Source organism: Marinicella meishanensis, assembly GCF_019931145.1.
GTDB lineage: Bacteria > Pseudomonadota > Gammaproteobacteria > Xanthomonadales > Marinicellaceae > Marinicella > Marinicella meishanensis.
In genome coordinates, this window is record NZ_JAIOUV010000001.1 from 121,379 (window position 1) to 144,221 (window position 22,843).

Genomic DNA, 22,843 nt, shown 5'->3' on the forward strand with positions numbered 1-22,843 from the left:
CGTCACCAGTCTTCTGTGGTTTGTTGGTCATAACTTTCACCGTCTTGGTTGCGTTTGTGGTACTGATACAGGAATTTTCTGCGCATCAGTCCACCGGGGTCGTCTTTGATTCTTCTGAGCCACTGTTCCATGGCCTGTTTTTCTTCCGCGTCCAGCGCTTTCTCTTCAGGCGTGAGCTCGATTTCCTGTGGTTCTTCTTGGTCCTGTTCAGCCGCTTCTTGGGCCGCGGCTGCGTCCTGTTTTTCTTGGGCTTGTTGTTCGGCTTCGTTTTGCTGGTCTTGTTGGGCTTGTTGTTGCTGTTCTTGTTGCTCTTGTTCTGAACTGGACTGGTTTTCTTGGTTTTGTTGGTTTTGCTGATCTTGCTGATCCTGCTGCTCTTGCTGTTCCGCGTTCTGCTGATTTGAGTTCTGCTGGTTTTGTTGTTCTTGTTCCTGCTGCTGTTGCAAGGCCTTTTCCACCAAGCGCTTGTTGTACAACGTGTCTTCATCATTGGGGTCATGGCCCAACGCCTGCTCATAGCTGGCCAACGCCCCTGCCAAATCGCCACTGCGGGCCAAAGCATTGCCGTGGTTGTAATGGTTCGCCAGGTTGTCAGCACCATCACCATACAATTGACTGGCCCGCTGGTAGTCCTGGTTCTTATAAGCCGCCGCGGCTTTGATGTCCGGATTTTTTGCTTGTTCAAAAGCCTCTTTGGGGGCCGAATCCAGCTTGCGGTGGGCCTGTTGGTCCTGATTCAACCACAAGTCATCCCAAGTCCAGGCCAGTGTCGATTCGGTGTGTAACAGCAAACCCACACACCACACCATGAGAATGCCCCGACGATACAACAAGGCCAGCATGGGCACCACCAACAAAGCCAATAAAGGCCCCTCATCAATGAAGTTTTCACCGCCCAATTCATCGTCTTCGGCGGCAGCCCCATCGGCCTCACCATTCACTTCATAGAACAAATTTTCTGGCACCGAGTTGGACAACACATTGAAACGACCCTGGCCAATTTTGGCGGCTTCTTGTAAGGCCGGGTAATCGACTTGTGGGATGACGATTTGACCGCGTAAATCTTTCAAAAAGCCTTGGTTGGTCGGGATCGGCGCCCCTTCAGCCGTGCCCACTGCCAACACGTGCACGGTGGTGCCTCGATCGCTGACTTCGCGCAGTCGGTCTTTGGTTTTGTACAGGTCAATGCGGTCGGTGACCAACAAAATCTGGCCTTGGGTAACGCCGGCTTGGGTCAACAAGTCAGTCGCTTTGTCCAGGGCCGCCACGGTGTTGGTACCGCTGACCGGCATGATGCTGGGGTTGAGCACATCCAGTAAAGCCACGATGGTTTCGGTGTCATCGGTCAACGGCGTGACCACAAACGCATCGCCTGAATAAACCACCAAAGCGGTTTGCCCATCCTGGCGATTTACCAACAGGTCTTGGATGGTGAATTTGGCGCGCTGCAAACGCGACGGCTTGAGGTCGTCAGCCAACATGCTCTTGGACACGTCCAGGGCCACGATCAGGGCCGACTGGTTCTTGACCATGGGCACCGGCATCTGCCGCACCGCGGGACCGGCCAAAGCCAGTACCGTCAGCACCATGATGGGCCAATACAACCACAACCAGCGACTGGCATTGGCGGCCGACTGTAACTGCATGGCTTGCAACAATTCGGGGTCACAACTTTGTTGCCAGCCATCCTGTCGGCTGCTGTTGTTGAGCCAAAAATACAACACCAAGGCACCCGGCAGCAACAACCACAGCCAGGCTGGGCGCAGAAAATGAAATTGGCTCCAAACAATTTCTGAAATCATCACAAGCGCCTCAACCACAAGGTCAACCACAGGGTCATGAGTGAACCGAATAAGGGCCAAAAAAACAATTCATCGGTGGGCCGATAAAACTGCTCCTCTTCGGCCAGCGGTTCCAGCTCATCCAACAATTCATAAATCTGCTCCAACTCTTCGGTGTCGCGGGCCCTGAAATACCGGCCTTCGGTAATCGCCGCAATGCGGCGCAATGAGGCTTCGTCCAAATCGGCCGAAGGGTTGATGCGTCTTTGCCCACCAAAAAAGCTGTTGACCACCATCTCATCGGCACCGACGCCAATGGTGTATATTTTCAGGGATTCGGCGCGGGCCAGTTCCGCGGCCTTCAAAGGCTCAATGGCCCCGGCGGTGTTTTGCCCATCGGTGAGCACGATCAGAATGCGGTTGTTGTCTTCGGTTTCGCGGGCTTTTTTCACCGCCAACCCGATGGAGTCACCGATCGCTGTGGACTTACCGGCCAGCCCAATGGCCGCCTCATTCAACAAGGTTTTCACCGTGGCCCGATCAAAAGTCAAGGGCGCTTGTAGGTAGGCATTCTCACCAAATAAGATCAAACCAATGCGGTCGCCGACCCGCCGATCAATGAACTCGCCCGCCACTTTCTTCACCGCGGTCAAACGGTCCACCGCCTGGCCATTGATCAGCATGTCTTTTTGTTCCATGCTGCCTGAAATGTCGATGGCCAACATCAAATCCCGACCTTCGATGGGCAAGGGCATCGGTTCGCCGATCCATTGTGGGCGACTGACCGCCAGCAACAACAGCAGCCACGGCAAGCCATTAAGCCACCGGCCCCGCTGTTGCAACTGGGCTTGTTTGCGCCCAAATAAATCTTGTAAAAACGGCGCCCGGATGGTGGTGATGCTGGCTTGTCGCACCCGCGGCAACCATCGGACCAACAACGGCAGCGGCAGCAAAGCGAAGACCCAGGGCCAGTACACGCTATACATCGGCCACCTCCGTCGGGGTCTTGGCCGGGCGTCCCAGCACATGGCGCTTGATGAATTGGCGGGTGGTTTGCAGCAAATGTTCCACATCACAGTCAAACTGCGGGGCATACACGCCCTCGGTCAGCGCCTGTTCGTAGCCAGCAAAAGCCCCAGGTTGCAAGGCGTCCAAGTGACGCAGCCAAGCCTCGCCGGCCAGGCTGGAAGCGCGTTTTTGTTGCAGCTGAAAACGCACAAAGCGGCGCAAAAAGGCCGATAATTCAGTGAGCAAATGTTGGCGATCTTGGTGTTCATCATAAGCCAATTCAATGGCCGTCAGCTGTTGCTCGATTTGCGCCCATCGTTGTTTTTTCTGTCGGTAGCGACGCCACCAATAAAACAGCCCGAGCAGCAACACCGTGAGCAACACCATGACCACCCACCAGCCCGGTGCCAGCGGCCAAAACCCGGGTTCAGCGGGCAACTTCAGATCCCGCAACGGCAAGGCATCTGGCGCCAAACCTTGCATCAGCCCAGCCCCCCCAGCCAATGACTGAAGGCCAGTGAAGGGTTGCCCAAACCATTTTTCAGGACGTTGACCCAAGGGTCGTTGGTTTGCACTGGAATCAGCGGAACCCCGGCTTTGATGATGTGTTCTTTCAAGGCCTGAATGTGGGCGCTTTGTTTGCTTTTGAGTCGGTCTTGAATGCGTTGGTTTTTGCTGTCCAGCACCCGTGCCCGTTGGGCCGTTTGCACCCCGTATAAAGCCGGTTTGGGCATTTGGTTTTCGAACGGATCACTGATCTTGATGCCCAGCACATCGTTGTGTTTGCGCAGTTGCAACAAATGTTTCTTGGCATCCGCACCCAGTGCATAAAAGTCACTGATCACCAACACCAAACTGCCAGGCCGGATGATGGTGCGCAACTGTTTCAAAGCTTGGTCCAAGTCGTGTTGTTCTGGCTCTTGGTGCCTATCGGCCACCGGCTCATTGGCTTGGATCAGGTGTGACATCATACCCATCATGCCCCGCTTGCCGGCCGTGGCTTTGACGATGTGTACGCCATGGATGCCATAGGTCAACACACCGATGCGGTCTCCCTGCAACACCGAGGACCAACCCAATAAAGCCGCCACTTGGCTGGCCAGCACCGACTTGAATTGTGTTTTGGTGCCAAACTGCATGCCGCTGTTGGTGTCCACCACCAAATAAGTGGGGCGTTCGCGTTCCTCTTGAAACAATTTGGTGTGGGCATCGCCGGTGCGCGCGGTGACCCGCCAATCCATGTTGCGGATGTCGTCACCGGCTTGATAGATGCGCGACTCCAGGTAGTCCATGCCGCGACCCCGAAAGCGGGAATCGTGCAAACCAGAGATGGCTGAGGTGGCTTTTTTGATGCTGCTGAGATTGAATTGTCTGGCGTGATGGCGGGTGGCCACCATGGCTTTGGCGGTGACCTGGGTTTTGGCTTGTTGTTCCACGGCCGCAGACATCAATCAGCTGACCTCAAGGCAATGGCACGGTGGCCAATAACTGGTCAATCACCTGATCCACTGTCAAACCTTCGGCTTCGGCTTCAAATGACAGGATGATGCGGTGCCGCAGCACATCGTGGATCACGGCATGGATGTCCTCCGGCAACAAATGGTCCCGACCCTGCAAAAAAGCCTGGGCACGGGCGCAACGATCCAAGGCGATGGTGGCCCTGGGTGAGCCGCCAAAAGCGATTTGTTGCTCCAGGCTGGCGTCGTACTTGCCGGGGTCGCGGGTGGCCAGAATCAAAGCCACCATGTATTGTTCCAAATTGTCCGCCACGAACAGATTGAGGATGTGTTTTTGGGCCGCAAAAATCTGCGCTTGGGTCAACAGGGTTTGGTGCTCGGTGCGGTGATTGAATTCGGCCAAATCTTTTTTCTGGGCCAATTTCAGGATGTCCAATTCAGTTTTGGCTTCCGGATAACCAATCGTTACATGCATCAAAAACCGGTCCAGTTGGGCTTCTGGCAAGGGATAGGTGCCTTCTTGTTCGATCGGGTTTTGGGTGGCCATGACCAAAAACAATTGCGGCAAATCATAGGTGGTTTTACCAACCGTGATTTGTTGTTCACCCATCGCTTCCAACAGAGCCGACTGCACTTTGGCTGGGGCCCGGTTGACCTCATCGGCCAACACCAGGTTGTGAAACAACGGACCTTTTTGGAATTCAAAAGTGGCCGATTCGGCATGATAAACATCGGTTCCGGTCAAGTCAGCAGGCAACAAGTCGGGGGTGAATTGGATGCGGTGAAAATCACCTTCAATGCATTCTGACAGCACCTTGATGGCGGTGGTTTTGGCCAAACCAGGCGCCCCTTCCACCAACAAATGACCATGAGACAGCAGGGCGATCAATAAGCGGTCGACCAGTTTTTGTTGGCCCAAAATTTGGGTGCCAATGGCTTCTCGGGTGCGCTGAAACGCGGTGGTGAGTTCAATTGTGTTTTGTTCCATAAATGACCTGTGTGTTTTGGCGGCTGAAAACGGCTTGTTTACCGGCGCTATACGTAATGACGAATTCAATGATTTCAAGCCATGGTCTTGATTGCAAACCAGGCTGACCAATTGGCGTCAAGAGATCGGTGATTATACAGGATCGCCCAGGCTTTGGATGTGTCAAAAGTCAGCATCCCCAGGCCGAGCGCAGGATCCCGCACCTGGGCATGGTTGATTGCTGTCTGGCCAGCACTTGGAAATTGTGCCCAAGCTCACCTGTGGCATGTTAAAATTCACCGCTTGTATTGATAGACAGCATTGACCCACAAAAGGTCGCAAAAACCCATGTACAGTTTGACCAGTGAACCCTTTAAACTCACCCGCGATGTGGAAGCGATCACCGTTCCCACCGGTGAAACCATCGAATTACCGGCCGGTGTGGTGGGTTACATCACCCAGGCCTTGGGCGGCAGCTTCACCATCTTTGTCGATGGCAGCATGTTCATGATCCTGGGGCACAATGCCGATGCATTGGGCAAAGAACCCTTGCCGCCACCAACCCTGCCTGAAAATGCCACCCAAGCCGATGTGGAACAGGCGGTTTGGGACCAGTTGCGCACGGTGTATGATCCTGAGATTCCAGTCAGCATCGTGGAATTGGGTTTGGTGTATGAATGTGCCGTCGAACCGGCAGCAGACCAAGCGGGCTACACGGTACAAATTGACATGACTTTGACCGCTCCGGGTTGTGGCATGGGTGATGTATTGGTGTCCGACGCGGCGGCCAAAATCAAACTGATCCCGGAAATCAACTCAGTGGATTGTCGCATTGTGTTTGACCCGCCCTGGGACCAATCGATGATGTCAGAGGAAGCCAAATTAGAAACCGGCATGTTGTGATCCACCAGAGCGCCGCCATGTCTGTTCCCATTCTGACCTACCATGCCAACAACATCAATGGTAATGACTATCAAAGCAACGACCATGTGGCGCTGCAAGCAGACCTGCAATTGATCCACCGATTGGGTTGGCAAGTCATCACCATGAACCAACTCATGGCCTGGCACCGCGGTGAGGCGGAGGACGACGCGGTGCACCAAGCCGTGGTGCTGACTTGTGATGACGGCACATGGTTTGACTATTACGACGTGGATCACCCCTTTCACGGACCACAAAAAGGTTTCCTGACCCTACTGCAAGAACACCGGCAAAACACTGGTCAGGTGGCGCACATGACCAATTTTGTGATTGTTTCCCCGGCGGCCCGTACCATCCTTGATGAAAAATGCCTGATTGGGCAGGGCTGGTGGACCGATGAATGGTGGCAACCAGCGCAACAATCGGGTTTGATGTCGATTGCCAACCACAGTTGGGATCACAACCACGGGGTGCTGGACAATCAAAACCACAACGACGATTCCTTTCGCTGCATCAATGACCGCGCTGCCTGTGACCAACAAATCAAGCAGGCCCAAAACCATTTACAGCAATTGTTGGGCGAGCGGGAAGGTGGTGCTTATTTTGCTTATCCTTATGGTAATTTCAGCGACTACTTGCGGCATGAATATTTGCCCAAGCTGGGTCCTGAAATCGGCCTGCAAGCGGCCTTCACCACCGTGGCCGAAGCCGTGACCCGTGACCACGACCGCTGGGAATTACCCCGTTTTGTCTGTAACAACGATTGGCAACACGTGGATCAACTGGCTGCTTTGTTGGCGACCATTCAACGGCCTATTGGGCTTACTTGAGCATCATCCTTGGATTTATTATGGACATCATCATGAACCAATGCCACATCACCGTCGAAGTGTCCAATGCGTCAGTCAGCGCCTTGTCTGAAACCGTGGAGTCGATATCACCATGCTGAGCCAGCACCGCTGGCAACAATTGATGAACACCTGGGCTTGGGAGGCTCACCAAACGACTTTTGTGGCCCTGTGCCAAGCGCATGCCGAACCCCACCGGCATTACCACACCGCCGCACACATCGAGGCCACTTTGCGGCACCTGGATGCGGTGGTGGACTTGGCCGATCGGCCGCATGAAATTGAACTGGCATTGTGGTTTCATGACGCCATTTACCGGCCCTATTCCAGCCACAACGAAGCCGACAGTGCCCAGTGGGCCGATCAGTTCATGAGCCAGAACCAGGCGGCTGACGCAGCCAAGGGGCGGGTGCATGACTTGATCATGGCCACCTGCCACCAAGCGCCGACCACCACCAATGACCAGGCGATCATGGTCGATGTCGACTTGTCCATTTTGGGGGCCAGCCACGACCTGTACGCCCAATATGAAACATGGATCAGGCAAGAATACCGCTGGGTGCCGAATTTCCTCTATCGACGCAAACGCAAAGCCCTGCTCAATGGATTTTTACAGCAATCTCGCATCTTTCAAACCGATCACTTTGAACAACGGCTCGAACTGCAAGCCCGACAAAACCTCAATTGGGCGGTGGCACAACTGTGATTGAATTATTGCATCAAACCATTGAGTTCTGGCTTCAGGCCCATTGGTCCATTGCCTTGCTGATGTCAGCTGTGGTCAACATCATCACTTATGTCACCGCTTCATGTTTTTTTTCATGCTTTTTCAAATGGCTGACCGAACACCAACAAATGGGTCAACATGTCGACAACCGCCCTTTGAAGGCGGGCCAAGTCAAACGTGAAATCAAACAAGGCTTGATCACCTGTCTGGTGTTGGCTGCTTGCAGTTTAATGACGCGTTGGTGGTACAGCGGCATCTGGCCCGCTGGCTGGGGCTTGTTTGCCTGGCAAGTGCTGTTGTTTGCGCTGTTTTATGAAACGTATTCTTACTGGGTTCACCGCCTGTTACATGGCCGCACTTTCAGTTCCGTGCATGCCGTTCACCATCGATCAACCCGCGTCACCCCTTGGACCGCGTACAGTGTTCACCCTGTTGAGGCTGTCTTGATTGGGATCACCGCCCCATTGTTCATATTGCTGTTGCCTCTGAGTTTGGGGGTGGCGTTCAGTCTACACATCATGGGCATGGTGTTCACCATTTTCATCCATTCCAATTTCCAACTCCGCGCAAACCGGACTTTAGCCAGGCTGCTCTCTGCCTCGGCTTATCACGTCAGACATCACCAAAACGGACAGGTCAATTATGCCTTCACCACGGCCCTGTGGGATCGTTTGATGGGGACCAAAAAAGCATCATAAGGTCACAAATTCTTCGGCTGAAGTGGGGTGAATACCAATGGTTCGATTCAATTGGGTTTTGGTTAAACCTTGCTTCAGTGCCACCGCGAAACCTTGGATCATTTCGCCCCCGTCGGCGCCGACCACATGCATGCCCAACACCTGATCGGTGTCGGCATTGACCACGATCTTCATGAAGGTTTTTTCTGACACTTCGCTCATGGCGTATTTCATGGCGCGAAAGGTGCTGGTGAAACATTCGATGTTGGGGTATTGGTGTCGTGCATCGGCTTCGGTCAAGCCACAGGTGCCAATTTCGGGCTGGGAAAACACGGTGGTTGGGATGTGGTCGTATTCTGGAAATTGCTGGCCACCGGCATACAATCGATCCACCAGATAATGCCCTTCGCGGATGGCCACTGGGGTCAAATTGTCCTGATTGCACACATCGCCCACGGCAAACACGTTGGCCACTGAAGTGCGTTGTTCACGGTCTACCACCACTTGGCCATTGGCCTGGGTGGCGATGCCGGCCGCGGCCAAGTTCAAGCGGTCGGTGTTGGCTTGGCGGCCGGTGGCAAACATCACCACTTCGGATGCCAACGGCCCTTGGTTGGTTTGGCACAACAAACCACTGGCGGTGCTTTCAACGGCCAAAATTTCGGTGTCGGTCATCACCTGAACCCCGGCCTCGGCAAATGACTGCTGCGCAAAGGCCGCCACTTCGGCATCAAAACCCCGCAAGATCTGTGGGCCTCGGTAAACCAAGTTGACGGCCACACCCAGGGCATTGAAAATGCCCGCAAATTCCACCGCAATGTAGCCACCGCCATTGATGGTGATGGACTCAGGCAGGGCCGGCAACTCCAAAGCTTCGTTGGACGTGATGACGTGTTCACTGCCCGGAATGTCTGGCACACTGGGTCGACCACCGGTGGCAATCAAGATGTGTTCAGCGCTGTAAGACTTGCCCGCGATGTCCACCGTGTGCGGGTCAATGAACGATCCATGTCCTTCAATCAATGCCACCCCGGCATTGGCCAGTAAATTCAAATAAATGCCATTGAGCCGATTGATTTCGGCATTTTTGTTGTGCAGCAAGGTGGGCCAATCAAAGCGGCTGTCGATGTCCCAGCCGAAAGTTTTGGCGGCTTTGAACAGCTTGTTGTATTGCGAGGCATAGACCATCAGCTTTTTCGGCACACAACCGCGGATGACACACGTGCCACCGACTTGATCGGCTTCACAAATGGCCACTTTTTTGCCATGACCGGCGGCGATGCGGGCGGCCCGAACACCGCCTGATCCAGCGCCAATCACCAGTAAATCATAATCATATTTCATGTGGATTCCTGTTGCTCTCGGACCTCAATAGACCGTGTTGTTGCCATTTCATCACATGGCCCCAAGACTCGCTGTCATGTCCCGGCATCAAAAAGGCCCCACTTCATGGGCCCGCTGGATGATGTCTTGCTGTGCTGCCTGGCTCAATGGTTGCTGCCAATAGACGATCAAATGTGGGAATTGGGTGGGTTCGAAGCCCACGGCCAAGTCAATTTTGTAGGCCCCTTGATGACCCACATGACCGAACACGGCAGGCGCATCATCCAGCCGCTTGACCGCTTGAGACAACAAGCAAAAAGCCACCCCACCTTGCTCGTTGAGCTGTTGGCGACAGGTTTTGGGCAGGCGCCGCAGAGCTTGGGGGTCAACACACATGCCACCACCGAGGTACATGTCTTGGTGGCGGGTGAAGTGCACGTAGCCCAAAGTCGAATGCCTGGCATCAGATCCGGATGCCGATAAAATAAAATGCCGCGGAAAATTCGGGATGGAATCACCAAAAGCCCGCTGAAACAACGCCCCCGCCAAGGGTTCGGCGTCCTCGACTTCCATCACTTCGATGGCAAAATCATCCATAAGCCTGGGTTTCATCCGGTTAAAAAAAAGTTAAAAAAATAGGTTGAGCTGTCATGCGGTTTTCAGTATATAATAAAAAGCGCAAGGACGGTGACCGCATATTTGGGTTGGGTTGGAAAAAACAATAAGAGGAGGCCCAATCACACAAATGCGTGGTGACCCATGACATTGAAAATCAGTCATTGTAAGAAAAGCGATGTGTGCCTGGGTTCACTGGGCCACGTTCCCTCGCGATGTGAACAATCACAACAAGGCCACTAAGAGCTGGAATTAATAAAGAGGGTGGAGTTACAGAAATCAGAGAGTTAAAAAGCGTTAGGGGAGGAAATTTCTGTAACTCCAAAGCTTGCATCGTTTCGATCAATTTTCCTGAAAGGTGTTGTTGATTTCAACGACTTCATGCAATCACTATACTACTAAGTCTTACGTACGTCAATTACTTTTTGGAAATTTCGGCACGTATGATCATAATAGCCATTGCCATGGTTCAAAACCATGTGCCAAAAGTCCCTTTGTTTTTGCTGTACAGTTAAGCAGACCTGGACTTAACATATTACTTACAAAAATTGCGCCGATCGACTCAGTATTTGATGCACACGTTCTTCGCTTCGGTGAAGAAACGCAAAGCTTCCAAGCCACCTTCGCGACCCGAACCGGAGGCTTTCATGCCGCCAAAAGGGGTGCGCAAATCGCGCAACAACCAACAATTGACCCACACGATGCCGGTGTTCAGTTGTTTGGCCAAACGGTGGCAACGACCGATGTCTTGACTCCAGACACTGGCGGCCAAACCATATTCGGAATCGTTGGCCAAGGCCACCGCTTGTTGCTCGTCGCTGAATGGCTGGACGGTGCACACCGGGCCAAAAATTTCTTCTTGGTTGGTGCGGCAGGCATTGTCCAAGCCAGCAATGATGGTGGGCTGCACAAAATAACCATCGGCACAACGGCCACTGAGTTGAAGCCTTTGACCACCGGTCAACACCGTGCCGCCTTCTTGCTGGGCCAATTCAATATAGCCCAACACCTTGTCCATGTGCGCCTGGGAAACCAAGGCACCAAACTGCGTGTCCTCATCCAAGGGATCACCGATTTTCAACTGTTCCACCCGAGCCACCAAGGCCGCGGTGAACCGCTCATACAGGTCGTTCTCAATGTATATGCGCGAGCCGCACAAACAAATTTGCCCCTGATTGGCAAATGCCGACCTGGCCACCTCATCAACCGTGCGGTCAAAGTCGCAATCGGCAAACACCAAGGTGGGGTTTTTTCCACCCAACTCCAAAGACAGCTTTTTGTGCTGGCTGGCGGTGGCTTGCTTGATCAGGGTGCCGGTGGCTGAACCACCGGTGAAACTCACGGCTTTGATTCGTGGGTGTTCGGTCAACGGCGCACCAATGGCCGGACCGGTGCCATGCAACACGTTCAACACCCCAGCAGGCAAACCGGCCTCGATGCACAACTCGGAGAACAAATAAGCCGTCATCGGGGTGATCTCTGAAGGTTTGGCTATCACCGTGTTGCCCACCGCCAAGGCCGGCGCAATTTTCCAAGTGAACAAATACAGCGGCAAATTCCATGGCGAAATGCACGCCACCACGCCCAAGGGATCACGCAAGGTGTAATTGATGGCCACGTTTTCCATGGCATGCGACTCGCTGCTGAATTGGGTGATGGCCTGCGCAAAAAAACGGATGTTGGCCGCCGCCCGGTAGATGTCGACGTTTTTCGCCAGAGTAATTGGCTTGCCATTGTCAATCGCTTCGGCCCGCGCCAGGCGGTCTTGGTTTTGCTCAATCAAATCAGCCAAGCGATTGAGCACTTGAGCCCGCTGTTCTGCGGGGGTGGTCGACCAACTGGGGAAGGACTGTTCAGCCGCAGCCACTGCCTGGTCCAGATCGGCTGCTGATGACTGTGGGGTGCGGGCATAAACCTGACCGGTGGCCGGTTCATGATCATCCAAATAGGTGCCCGATTCGGGGGCCAATAACTGACCGCCCAGATAATTCTTGATGGTGATCAAAGACATGCCGTGCGTCCACCATCCACCGGAATGTTGACCCCGTTGACGTAGGCACCGGCGGGCGAAGCCAGAAATCCCACCACATTGGCAAATTCGGCGGGGGTGCCAAACCGCCGCATGGGAATGATGGCTTTTTCGTGCTCGATGACCTGCGCCACGGTTTGTCCGGTTTTTTTGGCTTTGTTTTCAAAGATGGCCGACAAGCGCCCGGTTTCGGTCGCCCCTGGCAGCACATTATTGACCGTGATGTTGTGTTGCCCCAACTCATTGGCCAGGGTTTTGGCCCAGCTGGCCACCGCGCCACGCACGGTGTTGGACACCCCCAGGTTGGGCAAGGGTTGCTTGACTGAGGTGGAGATGACATTGATGATGCGGCCATAACCGGCTTGTTGCATGGCCGGCACCGTGGCTTGCGCCAAGACTTGGTTGCAGATCAGGTGTTGGTTGAAGGCCGCTTGGTAGGCCGCAATCTCGGCGTCTTTGGCCAAACCCGGGGCCGGGCCGCCGGTGTTGTTGACCAGGATGTGCACCTCAGGATGGGCGGCCAGGTGTTGTTCAATGGCGGCTTTAACCGCAGCCGGATCGCTGAAATCAGCCACCACCACTTGATGTTGCTGGCCATGTGGCTGAGGCAAGATCTTGACCACTTCATGTAACTTCTCTTGGTTGCGGGCCACCATCACCACCCGCGCGCCTTGGGCGGCCAATTGTTCGGCAATGGCCAGTCCCATGCCTTGGGTCGAGCCACAGACCACAGCGGTTTTATGTTCTATACTCAAATCCACTTCACACCTCCTTCAGGGCTTTGACCAGCAATTCTCTGGCCATTACGGCATCGGCGTGATTGGGAAATTTAAATTTCAACAGATCACCGACCAGCCGCACATTAAATTGTTTGCCTTCATCGTGGTTGGCGGTGAACACCGCACTGACAAATACCACCTTTTCCAGCACCAGGGTATAGCCTTTTAAATCGTAAGTTTTCATGCCTTTCATGACCAAAAAAACAGTGGTTATCTTACAAGGACTGTGCGCAGGCAGCCACTGTTGGGGGCATTTATTTTTGCGCCTGGTGACGCGGGCAAAAAAAACGCCAGGATTTACCTGGCGTAATCAATTCAGAGAGTTAATGAAAAAACGTTTGGGTCAACGTGGGTTTAAGAATGATTGGTGGCCTCGCCATTGTCGGGGCCTGGGTCTGACTTCTTGTCATCGTAATGCCAACCTTGAAAAGGGAAAGGCTTTTCTTCGGTTTGAAAGGCCACGTATTTGATGATGTCGGACAGGTAATTGCCCAACTCGCCGTTGAAGGCCTTCAGGTTTTTGTTCAGGTTGCCGGTGATCAACAAAAAGCCAAATTGCACCAACACCACGAAACCAAATACCCACAAAGCCAACCAACCGATCAAGGCAAACAACAGGGTCACAAAAATCCGGGTCAACAAATCGGCGTTGATGTGGGATTCTTTTTTGACGGTCTGTTCGTCGCTTGCTTCAACGGTGACCGCTTCGCCTTCGATCACGGATTCTTTTTTCGGGTCTTCGGTCCCGTCCTTTTTGTCTTGTTCTGACATGCTGCTACCTCAGTGTTTTCGCTTACTAATTAATATAAACACCTGGGGTAAAAATTAACAGTGCCATTGGTCACTGCGCCAGGGCATGTAAACATTTACTGAAAGGCACTAATCAGGATTTGGGCTGTCTTTTCAGGCTGGCCAACATCGAACCACTGACGATGAATGCCATGCCCACATAACCCAAGCCTTGGATGGTTTCGGCTGCCAGCAAATGCGGAAAAAAGTGGGCAAACAAGTTGATGAACAACAAGGTGATCACCGGGGTCAGCGCCAACACCATGCCCACCCGTGAAGCATTCCAATGGTTCAATGCTTCGGCAAAGGCCCCATAGGCCACCACCGTGTTGATGCAGGCATAGGCAATCGCCCACCATTGCAAGGGGCTGATGTGGGTGAAGCCTGAGACGTCACTCCAAAAGACCAACACCACCGATGCAAACAAGTAAATGAACAACAAGATGCTTTGCGAAGACAACACCCGGGCCAATTTCTTTTGGATCAGGGCATAGATGGCCCAGGTCAAGGCCGCCAGGAACATCACCCAAATGCCCACGGTGTAATCGCTGTTGAAGATTTGTTGGATTTGATCATTGAAAAACAGCACCAAACCCACCACCACCGAAGTGGCGCCCAGCAGCTGCATGCGGCTGAACGATTCTTTGAAGATCAGCACCCCACCAAGAGTCATCAACAGGGGTGCCATTTGAATGAACACCTGGGCATTGGCCGGCGAAGTCATGGCCAAGCCAATCAAGAACAACACATAATTGCCGATCAACATCGCTGCTGCCAAGCCAAGCCACAACCATTGGGATGTGTTCAAGCGCTTGAATTCCTGCCACCGCCGAGAGGCCATCATCAGCAAGGCAGTGATCAGACCAGCAATCAAAAAACGAAACCAAGTCAAGGTCATGGCGTCCATGGCCGTCAAACTGATTTTCAACGCGATGGGCAGGGTGCTCCAGAACAACACCGTGATCAAAGACAAGATCAACCCTTTGGCCCAGTTTTCTTCGGTCATGTGACACCCCGTCAAGGCAAACAAAAGCGGTATTTAAACCGATTTTTCTGCCGGATAACACCTTTGTGTCAGAATTGTTTGTCATGAGGGCATAACACCCATCAATTCAGCTTTTATTCAGCCTGTGCCCAGTAGTATGATGGTGTTGAATAACCAATGATGAGAAGATCATGAAATTGCTGATACCACTTTTGACCTTATTCCTGGCCTCATGCAGTGTCCACAACCACCGCTATGATGCCGAAGAAGATGTGTATTATCAGGACGATTATTACGCCTATGACAACTACGACCCTTACTACGGTTATGGGTCGGGTTCGTACAGCACCGTCGGTGATGGGGTGTATTACAACAATTACAACTATTACCCAGACCGCTGGGGCTTGACTTACAGCAACGTGTATTACAGCCCTTACCGTTACCCGCGGGTGGGCTTTTATTTCTCCTCATCCCACAACTGCGGCTACTCCTACTGGTCCAACTGGTGTTCGCCAGGCTTTTGGTCACCTTACCACCGCTGGTCTAATTACGGTGGCTGGTATGCCTGGGGCTTTGGGCTGGGTTACAGCAGTTATTACTATGACAATTACTGGTGGTACAACCACTGGCGTAACCGCAATTATTACCACCACAGACCCACCCAGCGTGGCTACTACTCGGCCCGCAATGAAGCGCGTCGCTTAAGCAACAACAGCCACAACAACCGCTACAAATCTACCAGTTACCGCCACAACCAACGCAATGGATACCGCAGCAACCGGGCGGGGGCCGTGAGTCGGGAGCGTGCTGGCAGCAACCGATCCTACCAACGATCGAACAGCCGCTCGACCACCCGCTCCAGCAGCCGCAACCAATCGGTGCGACAAAGCCCCCGCAGCCGGCAACAAAGTGCCGCAATGAACCCCGCTCAATCCAACCATCAGCTGGGATCAACGGCCACCCGACAACAGGCAGTCAACAACAGCCGCAGTCAGTTGCAACGGCAGATTCAAAACAACCATCGGCAAACCGACAACCGCGCACGCCAGCAACAACCGGTCACCAGCCTGAACCGCTACAGCACCACCCGACCCAACAGTGGGCAGTCATCACAGACCACACGCCGCACCCAAGTCAAACCGATGAACAGCCAGTCCCCGGTCTACCACAGCAACACGCAACCGGTGATGCGCAGTAAACCCACGGTGCAGCCCAGCCGCCAACGGGCTGCCAACAGTGCCCACTCAGCCACCAGCCGGCCCGCCACCCAAAACAAACCGGCGACCAACAACCGCGCAACAACTCGCAGCAAGCCAGCGGCATCGAGCAAGTCGTCATCACGCACCCGCAGCCAGACCAAGTCGGCCAGCAAGTCGCATGCCAATGACCAAAAAACCAGCAGCCGCGGTCGACAACGCTGATCCCGGAGCCGAGACCCCAAAAATAGCCCGTTTTCAGCGGGCTTTTTTGTGGCGCTTGGCACCACCACCCAAATCTCATGACCGCGGATAACCCACAGCAACTGTGGTTTGATGTAGAATAACTGCGATTTTTAACTGGGACACCCTCTATATGAAACACCTCATGACTTTGTTGCTGGCCATGACCTTGATCGCATGCCAACCCCAAAACAACACCAAACCCACCACCGATGCCGTGACAGTGGCCGACGCCCAAGCCTTTTTGGAGCGGGTGGAAAAAACCTACCTGGAAGAAGGTGAGTACGCCGCCAGGATTGCTTGGATTCAAGCCAACTTCATCACCGATGACAGCATTTGGCTGGGAGCCAAAAGCATCGAAAAAATGGGCGCTTTGTCAGTCAAGTTTGCCAACGAAGCCAAACGGTTCGATGCCTTGGACTTGTCTGATGACATGCGTCGGCGCCTCAACATCATCAAAGGCGGCTTGACCATTGCGGCACCGGATGATGCCGAAAAAAATGCCGAATTGGCGCAAATCATGGCCAAACTCGAAGCCATGTACGGGGCCGGTAAATACTGTGTTGAAGGCGATTGCAAGAACTTGGGACAACTGTCGCGAGTCATTGCAGAGTCACGCGATCATGCAGCCTTGTTAGAAGCGTGGCAAGGTTGGCGCACCGTGTCGCCGGACATGCGGCCCAAATACCAACGCATGGTTGAGTTGGCCAACGAAGGGGCCCGTGAATTGGGCTTTGCCGACACCGGCGCCATGTGGCGTGCCGGCTATGACATGCCAGCCAGTGAATTTCCCCAAGAACTGGACCGCTTGTGGACCCAGGTAAAACCCCTGTATGATTCATTGCAATGCCACGTGCGCACCAAATTGACCGAGCACTTCGGTGCTGAGGTGATGGGCGATGATGGCATGATCCCAGCCCATTTGTTGGGCAACATGTGGGCCCAGGATTGGACCGCGGTGTACGACTTGGTGAAGCCGGCAGACGCCGGTTCCACCATTGATGTGACTGCCTTGTTGGCCGAGCACGATTACGACGCCAAGAAAATGGTCAAAACCGCCGAAGGTTTTTTCACCTCTTTGGGCTTGGATCCATTGCCAGAAACTTTCTGGCAGCGGTCCTTATTCACCAAGCCACAAGACCGCGATGTGGTCTGTCACGCCAGTGCCTGGAACATTGACAACGTCGATGACATCCGCATCAAAATGTGCATCAAAGAAGACTACGAGGACTTCGTCACCATCCACCATGAATTGGGCCACAACTTCTATCAACGGGCCTACAATGACAAGAGCATCTTGTACCGCACCGGTGCCAATGACGGCTTCCATGAAGCGATTGGTGACACCGTGGCTTTGTCCATCACGCCACAGTACCTGAAAGACATTGGCTTGATTGACGAAATCCCAGCCTCATCCAATGATTTGGGCATGCTGATGAAAAAAGCACTGGAAAAAATTGCCTTTGTGCCGTTTGGTTTGTTGGTCGATCAATGGCGTTGGCAGGTGTTCAGTGGTGACATTTCACCGGCTGACTACAACGCCGGCTGGTGGGCCTTGCGCAACCAATACCAAGGGGTGAAAGCGCCCATGGCCCGCAGCGAAGACCATTTCGATCCGGGTGCCAAATACCACATCCCGGGCAACACCCCTTACACCCGATACTTTTTGGCCCACATCCTGCAATTCCAATTCCACCGCGAGTTGTGTAAAGCGGCTGAATTTGAAGGTGATTTGCACCGCTGCTCCATTTACAACAACCAAGCGGCAGGCGACAAGCTGAACAAAGTGTTGGCCATGGGTGCCGAACGGCCTTGGCAAGATGCCATGGAAGTGATCGCCAACTCACGGGAGATGGATGCCTCGGCCGTGGTTGATTATTTTGCGCCACTGAAAGTGTGGCTGGATGAGCAAAACCAAGGCCGCGATTGCGGTTGGTAAACAACCACTCATGCAGAACCAAAGGCCGGTTTTTTCCGGCCTTTTTGCGTTCTTGAGATTGTGAAAAAAAGTCAAATAAAGGACTGATCGCTGGCCAAAGAAGTCATTCCTTTGCTACCCTGAATCTCCATTCACATACATCAGGAGTCATACCATGAGCGTAGCCAAAGTCACCGAAATCATCGCCAGTTCACAAAAAGGGTTTGAGGATGCCGTTGAGAAAGGCATCAAACGGGCCGCCGAAACCTTGAAAAATGTCACCGGCGCTTGGGTCGAAAGTCAAAAAGTGGTGGTCGAAGACGGTCAAGTGACCGAATACCGCGTGGCCATGAAAGTCACTTTCGTGCTGAAAGACTGAACCGAGTATCTACCTCGTTAAAGCCAGCCTGAGGGCTGGTTTTTTTTTGGGGTTGATTTTATTCCGGTTTTTTCTTGAGATGCCATCGCGCCAATGGTTAAATGGGCCCACCTGAGCCGCTTTAGTCAATCACAAGGAGTTCGAAAATGACCCAATTCTCAAGGAATCAACGCAGCCATAAAAAACCATCAAACCAGAAATCGCCATTGACAGCGGCCATCGCCATGGCCTTGTCAGTACCCATGGTCAGTGAATCGGCCACCTTTCATGTGAACCAACCATTTGACGATGGCACAGGCTTGAGTACCGGCACCCTCAGTTGGGCCATAACTCAGGCCAACACCCAGCCCGGTGCCGATGTCATTGAGCTGCAAACCAGCATCACCCTGACCGGTGTCATGAAACGCTTGATTGATTCGGATGTGACCTTGACCAGTGATGGCAACACCCGGTCCATCAACGGGGATGACCAATTCAGACCCTTGTTCATCAAGTCAGGCCAAGTCACCATCAATCGTTTGAACCTGATAAACGGCCGGGCAGAAGGTGGTGGCGATGGCGGCCGGGGGGCTGGATTGGGCGGTGCCTTGTTTGTGTACGACGGTCAAGTGGCCTTAGATCATGTCACGATCCAAAATTCGGTGGCCGTCGGCGGCACCAATGCCCCCGGCCTCAGTTACAGTGGCGGTGGCATGTTTGGTGACTCAGGGAATGGCGGGGCAGGAGGCTTGTTTGGCAATGCCTCTGACTCCAACGGCGGTTATGGCGGCTATGGTAATTACCAAAACATTGACAGCCAATTTGGCCGTGGTGGTGACTATTCTTACAATGGGCCAGGCCAGCCAGGAGGTTTTGGTGGCGGTGGCGGTGGCAGCTATTTGGGCAATGCCGGCCATGGTGGTTTTGGCGGCGGCGGTGGCAGTGCTTATTATGGCGTTGCCGGTGACGGTGGTTTTGGAGCCGGTGGTGGCTCCGCGTTCACCAATGGAACCCCTGGATTTGGCGGTCAAGGCATTTTCGCTGCAGGTCTAGGTGGTGGGATTTTTGTGCGCAGTGGTCAATTGAGTCTGACCAACGTCACCTTGGCCAACAACCACGCGCAACAGCAAGGTGGAGGCGCTGATGGCTTGGGTGGTGGTCTGTTTGTGATGCACACATTGAACAACACCAACGGCAACGACCAGGGCATGCCGTCCTCAATGCCCGATGTCACGGGTTGTGGGGTGACATTCACTGCCAATTCAGCGGCCACCGACCCAGCAGCTGCCAACAACAACAACGATGTTTTTGACTTGGCTGATCGAATCGCACCTGACAATGGCCTGTCCTTGTCCGACCCTTGTTTGTTTCCTGAGCAAGAAATTGTGATCACTGGCAATGCCGAAATCATTGCCGATGGCGATGCATCACCCGATCAAGGTGACTTCACTTTGCTGGGCAATGCCCAAATCATGGGAGCCCCATTGAGCCGCACCTTCTCGATCACCAACATCGGCAACCAAACGCTTGACTTGACTGGCACGCCAAGCATTGAATTGCAAAACAACAACGGCCAATTCAGCATCACCGCACAACCGGCTTCAAGCTCCTTGAGCACCGGTGAATCGACCACCTTTGAAGTCACGTTCAACCCGTTAACCGCGGGTTATGATGCAGCCACTGTGGTGATCCAGAACAATGACAGCGATGAGTCTCCATTTGATTTCATGGTGGCAGCACAAGGCTTTTCGGGCATGCCGCCTTTCACGGTTTCAGAACCCGCAGATGATGGCACCGGACTGACCGAGAACACTTTGAGCTGGGCCATCGCCCAAGCCAATGCTGTCCCTGGACCCAATGCCATTGAATTGAGCACCGATGTCACATTCACCGGGGTGATGAAAAGGCTGGTTGATTCAGCGATCAGCATCGGGCCTGACAACAGCCGCAGAACCATTTTTGGGAACTTCCGTTACCGACCCCTGTTCATCAAATCAGGTCAAGTCGAAATCAATGCTGTCACCATCAGCAATGGCCTGGCCCAAGGTGGCAGCAGTCGAGTGGGCGGATACGGTGCTGGGATGGGCGGCGGATTGTTCATTTATGATGGCGAAGTGGATTTGATTGACGTTGAAATCAGCCACTCCACAGCCGTTGGTGGCAACAGAGATCGGTGTATGGATCAAGGCCTTTATTGTCGTGGCGGTGGCGGCTTGTTCGGTCATGGTTTGTATGGAGGCGGCGGCCTGTTTGGCTCGTCCGCTGCTGGTTTTTTGGGCGGTTATGGAGGTTATGGCCTGTACCAAAGCCCTGATCCCATGTTTGGTGAAGGCGGCCAAGCAGCCAACAACTCAGCGGGACAAAACGGTGGGTTCGGTGCCGGTGGCGGCAACGGCGACTACAACGCAGGTGGCCACGGCGGTTTCGGGGGCGGTGGCGGCTTCACCTATGATTACAACTGTGCCTCTTATGGTGGCACCTATTGCACCTATTACGCAGGAGATGGCGGCTTTGGCGGCGGCGGTGGTAAGGCCACCAGTTATGCATCACGCCATGGAACTGCTGGCTTTGGGGGTAACCAACAACTGGCCGCTGGTTTGGGCGGGGGGCTGTTCATTCGCTCAGGAACCGTCAACTTGCTGGGGGTGACTTTCAGCAACAACGAAGCATTGGACTCCAACAGACCAGGTGTGGCTTCAGATGGACTGGGTGGCGCCTTATTTGTGTTGCACACCACCAACAACACCAATGGCAACCAACAAGGCATGCCATCGACTTTATCAACGATCACAGCCTGTGGCATTGAGTTTACGGGCAATCAGGCGGCCTCGGACCCTGGAGCCAACAACAACAATGATGACCTGTTCGACCTGGCCAATGTCATCAGCCCCCTCAATGGGGTTTCGATCAGCGATTTCTGCCCCGGTACCGAGCCAGACATTGAGATCTCCGGCAATGGCATGGTGATTCTGGATGGTGATGTCACACCCAATCCCGATGATTTCACCGCCATGGGATCGGCGCAAATCTTGGGTCAGACCATCACCCGCACTTTTGCCATCACCAACACCGGACTGAGCGATTTGAGTTTAACCGGTGTGCCAATGGTGGAATTGCAAAACAACACAGGTCAATTCAGCATCACATCGCAACCCCATACCACCGTGATCGAACAAGCCCAAGTGGTGACTTTCACCGTGGGTTTCAGCCCAAGCAGTTTGGGTGTGGATTCAGCCACGGTGGTGATTCAAAGCGACGATCCGGATGAGTCTCCTTATGAGTTTGTGGTTGCCGCAGAGGGCATCCCCCAAGCCCCGGTACTGCAAGTTCTGGGTGATGGTGTGGTCATTGAATCCGGTGACCAAAGCCCTTCATCCACCGACAACACCGACTTTGGATTCATTGCGGTGAATGGTGGCAGCAAAATCAACCAAACATTTGAACTGAAAAACATCGGCCTGGCACCGTTGAATTTGTCCAACGTTCAATTGTCTCAAACGAACAATGATTTCACCTTGTTGCAAAACATCTCTGCCACCACATTGGGGGCCGGCGAATCCACTTTTGTCAAGGTGTCGTTTGAACCCAGTATGGCTGGCACCAGCCCACCCACGACTTTCAATGTGTATGACGACGGCATGAATTTTTTGCATGATCATGCGATTGCTGGCTACGGTCAACCCACCATCACCATCAATGCCCTCAACCCGGTTTGGCAGGAAGGTGAGGACGTTGTTTTTGAATTGACTTTGGATGTGCCTGCCAATGATGTGTTGGACTTCAATTGGTCGGTGAACGGCGAGGTGAATGGCCAAGACTTCACCAGTGGCTCATTGCCTATGGGCTCAGGGCAAATTGGCGGCCCTTCAATCACCGCGTCCATCTCATTCACATCGCTGCCAGACGGCATCACTGAGGGGCCCGAACAGTTCACGGTCACGGTCGATACGAGTGATCCGCGCTTGGCTTTGGGGTGGCCAAGTGAGGCCGACGGGGTGATTGATGACGATCTGATCTTTGCCGATGATTTTGACCCTGACAATCAGGATCTATAGGCCTGTGCCGCGACTTGAACTGGGGTTTGAAACCGTTCTTTGATGGAACATTGGGCCAGTTCATTGGCCAGATAGAGCTGGCTGATTGACCAGACCAAGATTGCGAATCGCAGGTGCTTGGCACCCGCAATGGTTGATGGCTGTTCTGGCGCTTGTGATTTCAGGGC

General features: G+C 53.5%; 20 protein-coding genes. 8 read left to right on the forward strand and 12 right to left on the reverse strand.

From position 1 onward, the window contains the following. Positions 1-2 precede the first annotated feature (2 nt). Genes K7G70_RS00510 through K7G70_RS00530 form a run of 5 tightly spaced genes read right to left on the reverse strand, consistent with a single transcriptional unit; the run spans position 3 to position 5,234 of the window. Positions 3-1,802 (reverse strand): vWA domain-containing protein, encoded by a 1,800-nt coding sequence (locus K7G70_RS00510; RefSeq protein WP_223786630.1) that lies wholly within the window; start codon positions 1,800-1,802, stop codon positions 3-5. Continuing rightward, complete coding sequence (locus K7G70_RS00515) at positions 1,802-2,767, reverse strand: vWA domain-containing protein (protein WP_223786631.1); 966 nt, start codon at positions 2,765-2,767, stop codon at positions 1,802-1,804. Before K7G70_RS00515 ends, K7G70_RS00510 begins: the two co-directional genes overlap by 1 nt. After that, positions 2,760-3,272, reverse strand: coding sequence for a DUF4381 domain-containing protein (locus tag K7G70_RS00520; RefSeq protein ID WP_223786632.1), 513 nt, complete (start codon positions 3,270-3,272; stop codon positions 2,760-2,762). The genes K7G70_RS00515 and K7G70_RS00520 overlap by 8 nt, the downstream gene beginning before the upstream one ends. After that, positions 3,272-4,237 carry a DUF58 domain-containing protein gene (locus tag K7G70_RS00525; protein ID WP_223786633.1) on the reverse strand — a complete coding sequence of 322 codons (966 nt, stop codon included), beginning with the start codon at positions 4,235-4,237 and terminating at the stop codon, positions 3,272-3,274. Before K7G70_RS00525 ends, K7G70_RS00520 begins: the two co-directional genes overlap by 1 nt. Before the next feature lie 13 nt (positions 4,238-4,250). Continuing rightward, entirely contained in the window at positions 4,251-5,234 is a 984-nt protein-coding gene (locus K7G70_RS00530) for an AAA family ATPase (RefSeq protein WP_223786634.1), read from the reverse strand. 327 nt (positions 5,235-5,561) lie between these two features. On the opposite strand from K7G70_RS00530, the gene sufT reads away from it, so the two are divergent. The 4 genes from sufT (at position 5,562) to K7G70_RS18025 (ending at position 8,407) form a co-directional block, all read left to right on the forward strand. Further along, on the forward strand, positions 5,562-6,116 hold the full coding sequence (gene sufT / locus K7G70_RS00535) for a putative Fe-S cluster assembly protein SufT (RefSeq protein WP_223786635.1): 555 nt from the start codon (positions 5,562-5,564) through the stop codon (positions 6,114-6,116). Positions 6,117-6,133: 17 nt separating this feature from the next. Then, complete coding sequence (locus K7G70_RS00540; RefSeq protein ID WP_223786636.1) at positions 6,134-6,964, forward strand: polysaccharide deacetylase family protein; 831 nt, start codon at positions 6,134-6,136, stop codon at positions 6,962-6,964. A gap of 112 nt (positions 6,965-7,076) precedes the next feature. After that, positions 7,077-7,688, forward strand: coding sequence for an HD domain-containing protein (locus K7G70_RS00545; RefSeq protein WP_223786637.1), 612 nt, complete (start codon positions 7,077-7,079; stop codon positions 7,686-7,688). After that, complete coding sequence (locus tag K7G70_RS18025) at positions 7,685-8,407, forward strand: sterol desaturase family protein (RefSeq protein WP_223786638.1); 723 nt, start codon at positions 7,685-7,687, stop codon at positions 8,405-8,407. The genes K7G70_RS00545 and K7G70_RS18025 overlap by 4 nt, the downstream gene beginning before the upstream one ends. On the opposite strand, the gene gorA is transcribed toward K7G70_RS18025, so the two are convergent. The 7 genes from gorA to K7G70_RS00585 all read right to left on the reverse strand — a co-directional run bounded on the left by gorA (position 8,402) and on the right by K7G70_RS00585 (position 14,927). After that, positions 8,402-9,730, reverse strand: a complete 1,329-nt coding sequence (gorA, locus tag K7G70_RS00555; protein ID WP_223786639.1) for a glutathione-disulfide reductase — start codon at positions 9,728-9,730, stop codon at positions 8,402-8,404. The genes K7G70_RS18025 and gorA overlap by 6 nt on opposite strands. Before the next feature lie 87 nt (positions 9,731-9,817). Then, a complete protein-coding gene (locus K7G70_RS00560) occupies positions 9,818-10,306 on the reverse strand; it encodes a hypothetical protein (RefSeq protein WP_223786640.1) in 489 nt (162 codons plus the stop codon). 580 nt (positions 10,307-10,886) lie between these two features. Next, positions 10,887-12,335: an aldehyde dehydrogenase gene (locus K7G70_RS00565; RefSeq protein ID WP_223786641.1), complete on the reverse strand. Its 1,449-nt coding sequence runs from the start codon at positions 12,333-12,335 to the stop codon at positions 10,887-10,889. After that, positions 12,326-13,114, reverse strand: coding sequence for an SDR family oxidoreductase (locus K7G70_RS00570; protein ID WP_223786642.1), 789 nt, complete (start codon positions 13,112-13,114; stop codon positions 12,326-12,328). The genes K7G70_RS00565 and K7G70_RS00570 overlap by 10 nt, the downstream gene beginning before the upstream one ends. Before the next feature lies 1 nt (position 13,115). Further along, the gene (locus K7G70_RS00575) at positions 13,116-13,316 is read right to left on the reverse strand and encodes a hypothetical protein (protein ID WP_223786643.1); all 201 of its coding nucleotides are present in this window, start codon (positions 13,314-13,316) and stop codon (positions 13,116-13,118) included. Positions 13,317-13,486: 170 nt separating this feature from the next. Then, positions 13,487-13,903, reverse strand: a complete 417-nt coding sequence (locus K7G70_RS00580) for a DUF4389 domain-containing protein (protein WP_223786644.1) — start codon at positions 13,901-13,903, stop codon at positions 13,487-13,489. A 112-nt stretch (positions 13,904-14,015) separates the two neighbouring features. Next, entirely contained in the window at positions 14,016-14,927 is a 912-nt protein-coding gene (locus K7G70_RS00585) for a DMT family transporter (protein ID WP_223786645.1), read from the reverse strand. A 170-nt stretch (positions 14,928-15,097) separates the two neighbouring features. Here K7G70_RS00585 and K7G70_RS00590 point away from each other — a divergent pair, with 170 nt between their 5' ends. The 4 genes from K7G70_RS00590 (at position 15,098) to K7G70_RS00605 (ending at position 22,676) form a co-directional block, all read left to right on the forward strand. Further along, complete coding sequence (locus tag K7G70_RS00590; RefSeq protein ID WP_223786646.1) at positions 15,098-16,327, forward strand: hypothetical protein; 1,230 nt, start codon at positions 15,098-15,100, stop codon at positions 16,325-16,327. A gap of 151 nt (positions 16,328-16,478) precedes the next feature. Next, entirely contained in the window at positions 16,479-18,284 is a 1,806-nt protein-coding gene (locus K7G70_RS00595; RefSeq protein ID WP_223786647.1) for a M2 family metallopeptidase, read from the forward strand. A gap of 154 nt (positions 18,285-18,438) precedes the next feature. Continuing rightward, a complete protein-coding gene (locus K7G70_RS00600; RefSeq protein WP_223786648.1) occupies positions 18,439-18,642 on the forward strand; it encodes a dodecin family protein in 204 nt (67 codons plus the stop codon). A 146-nt stretch (positions 18,643-18,788) separates the two neighbouring features. After that, complete coding sequence (locus K7G70_RS00605; RefSeq protein WP_223786649.1) at positions 18,789-22,676, forward strand: choice-of-anchor D domain-containing protein; 3,888 nt, start codon at positions 18,789-18,791, stop codon at positions 22,674-22,676. The last annotated feature ends 167 nt before the right edge of the window (positions 22,677-22,843 follow it).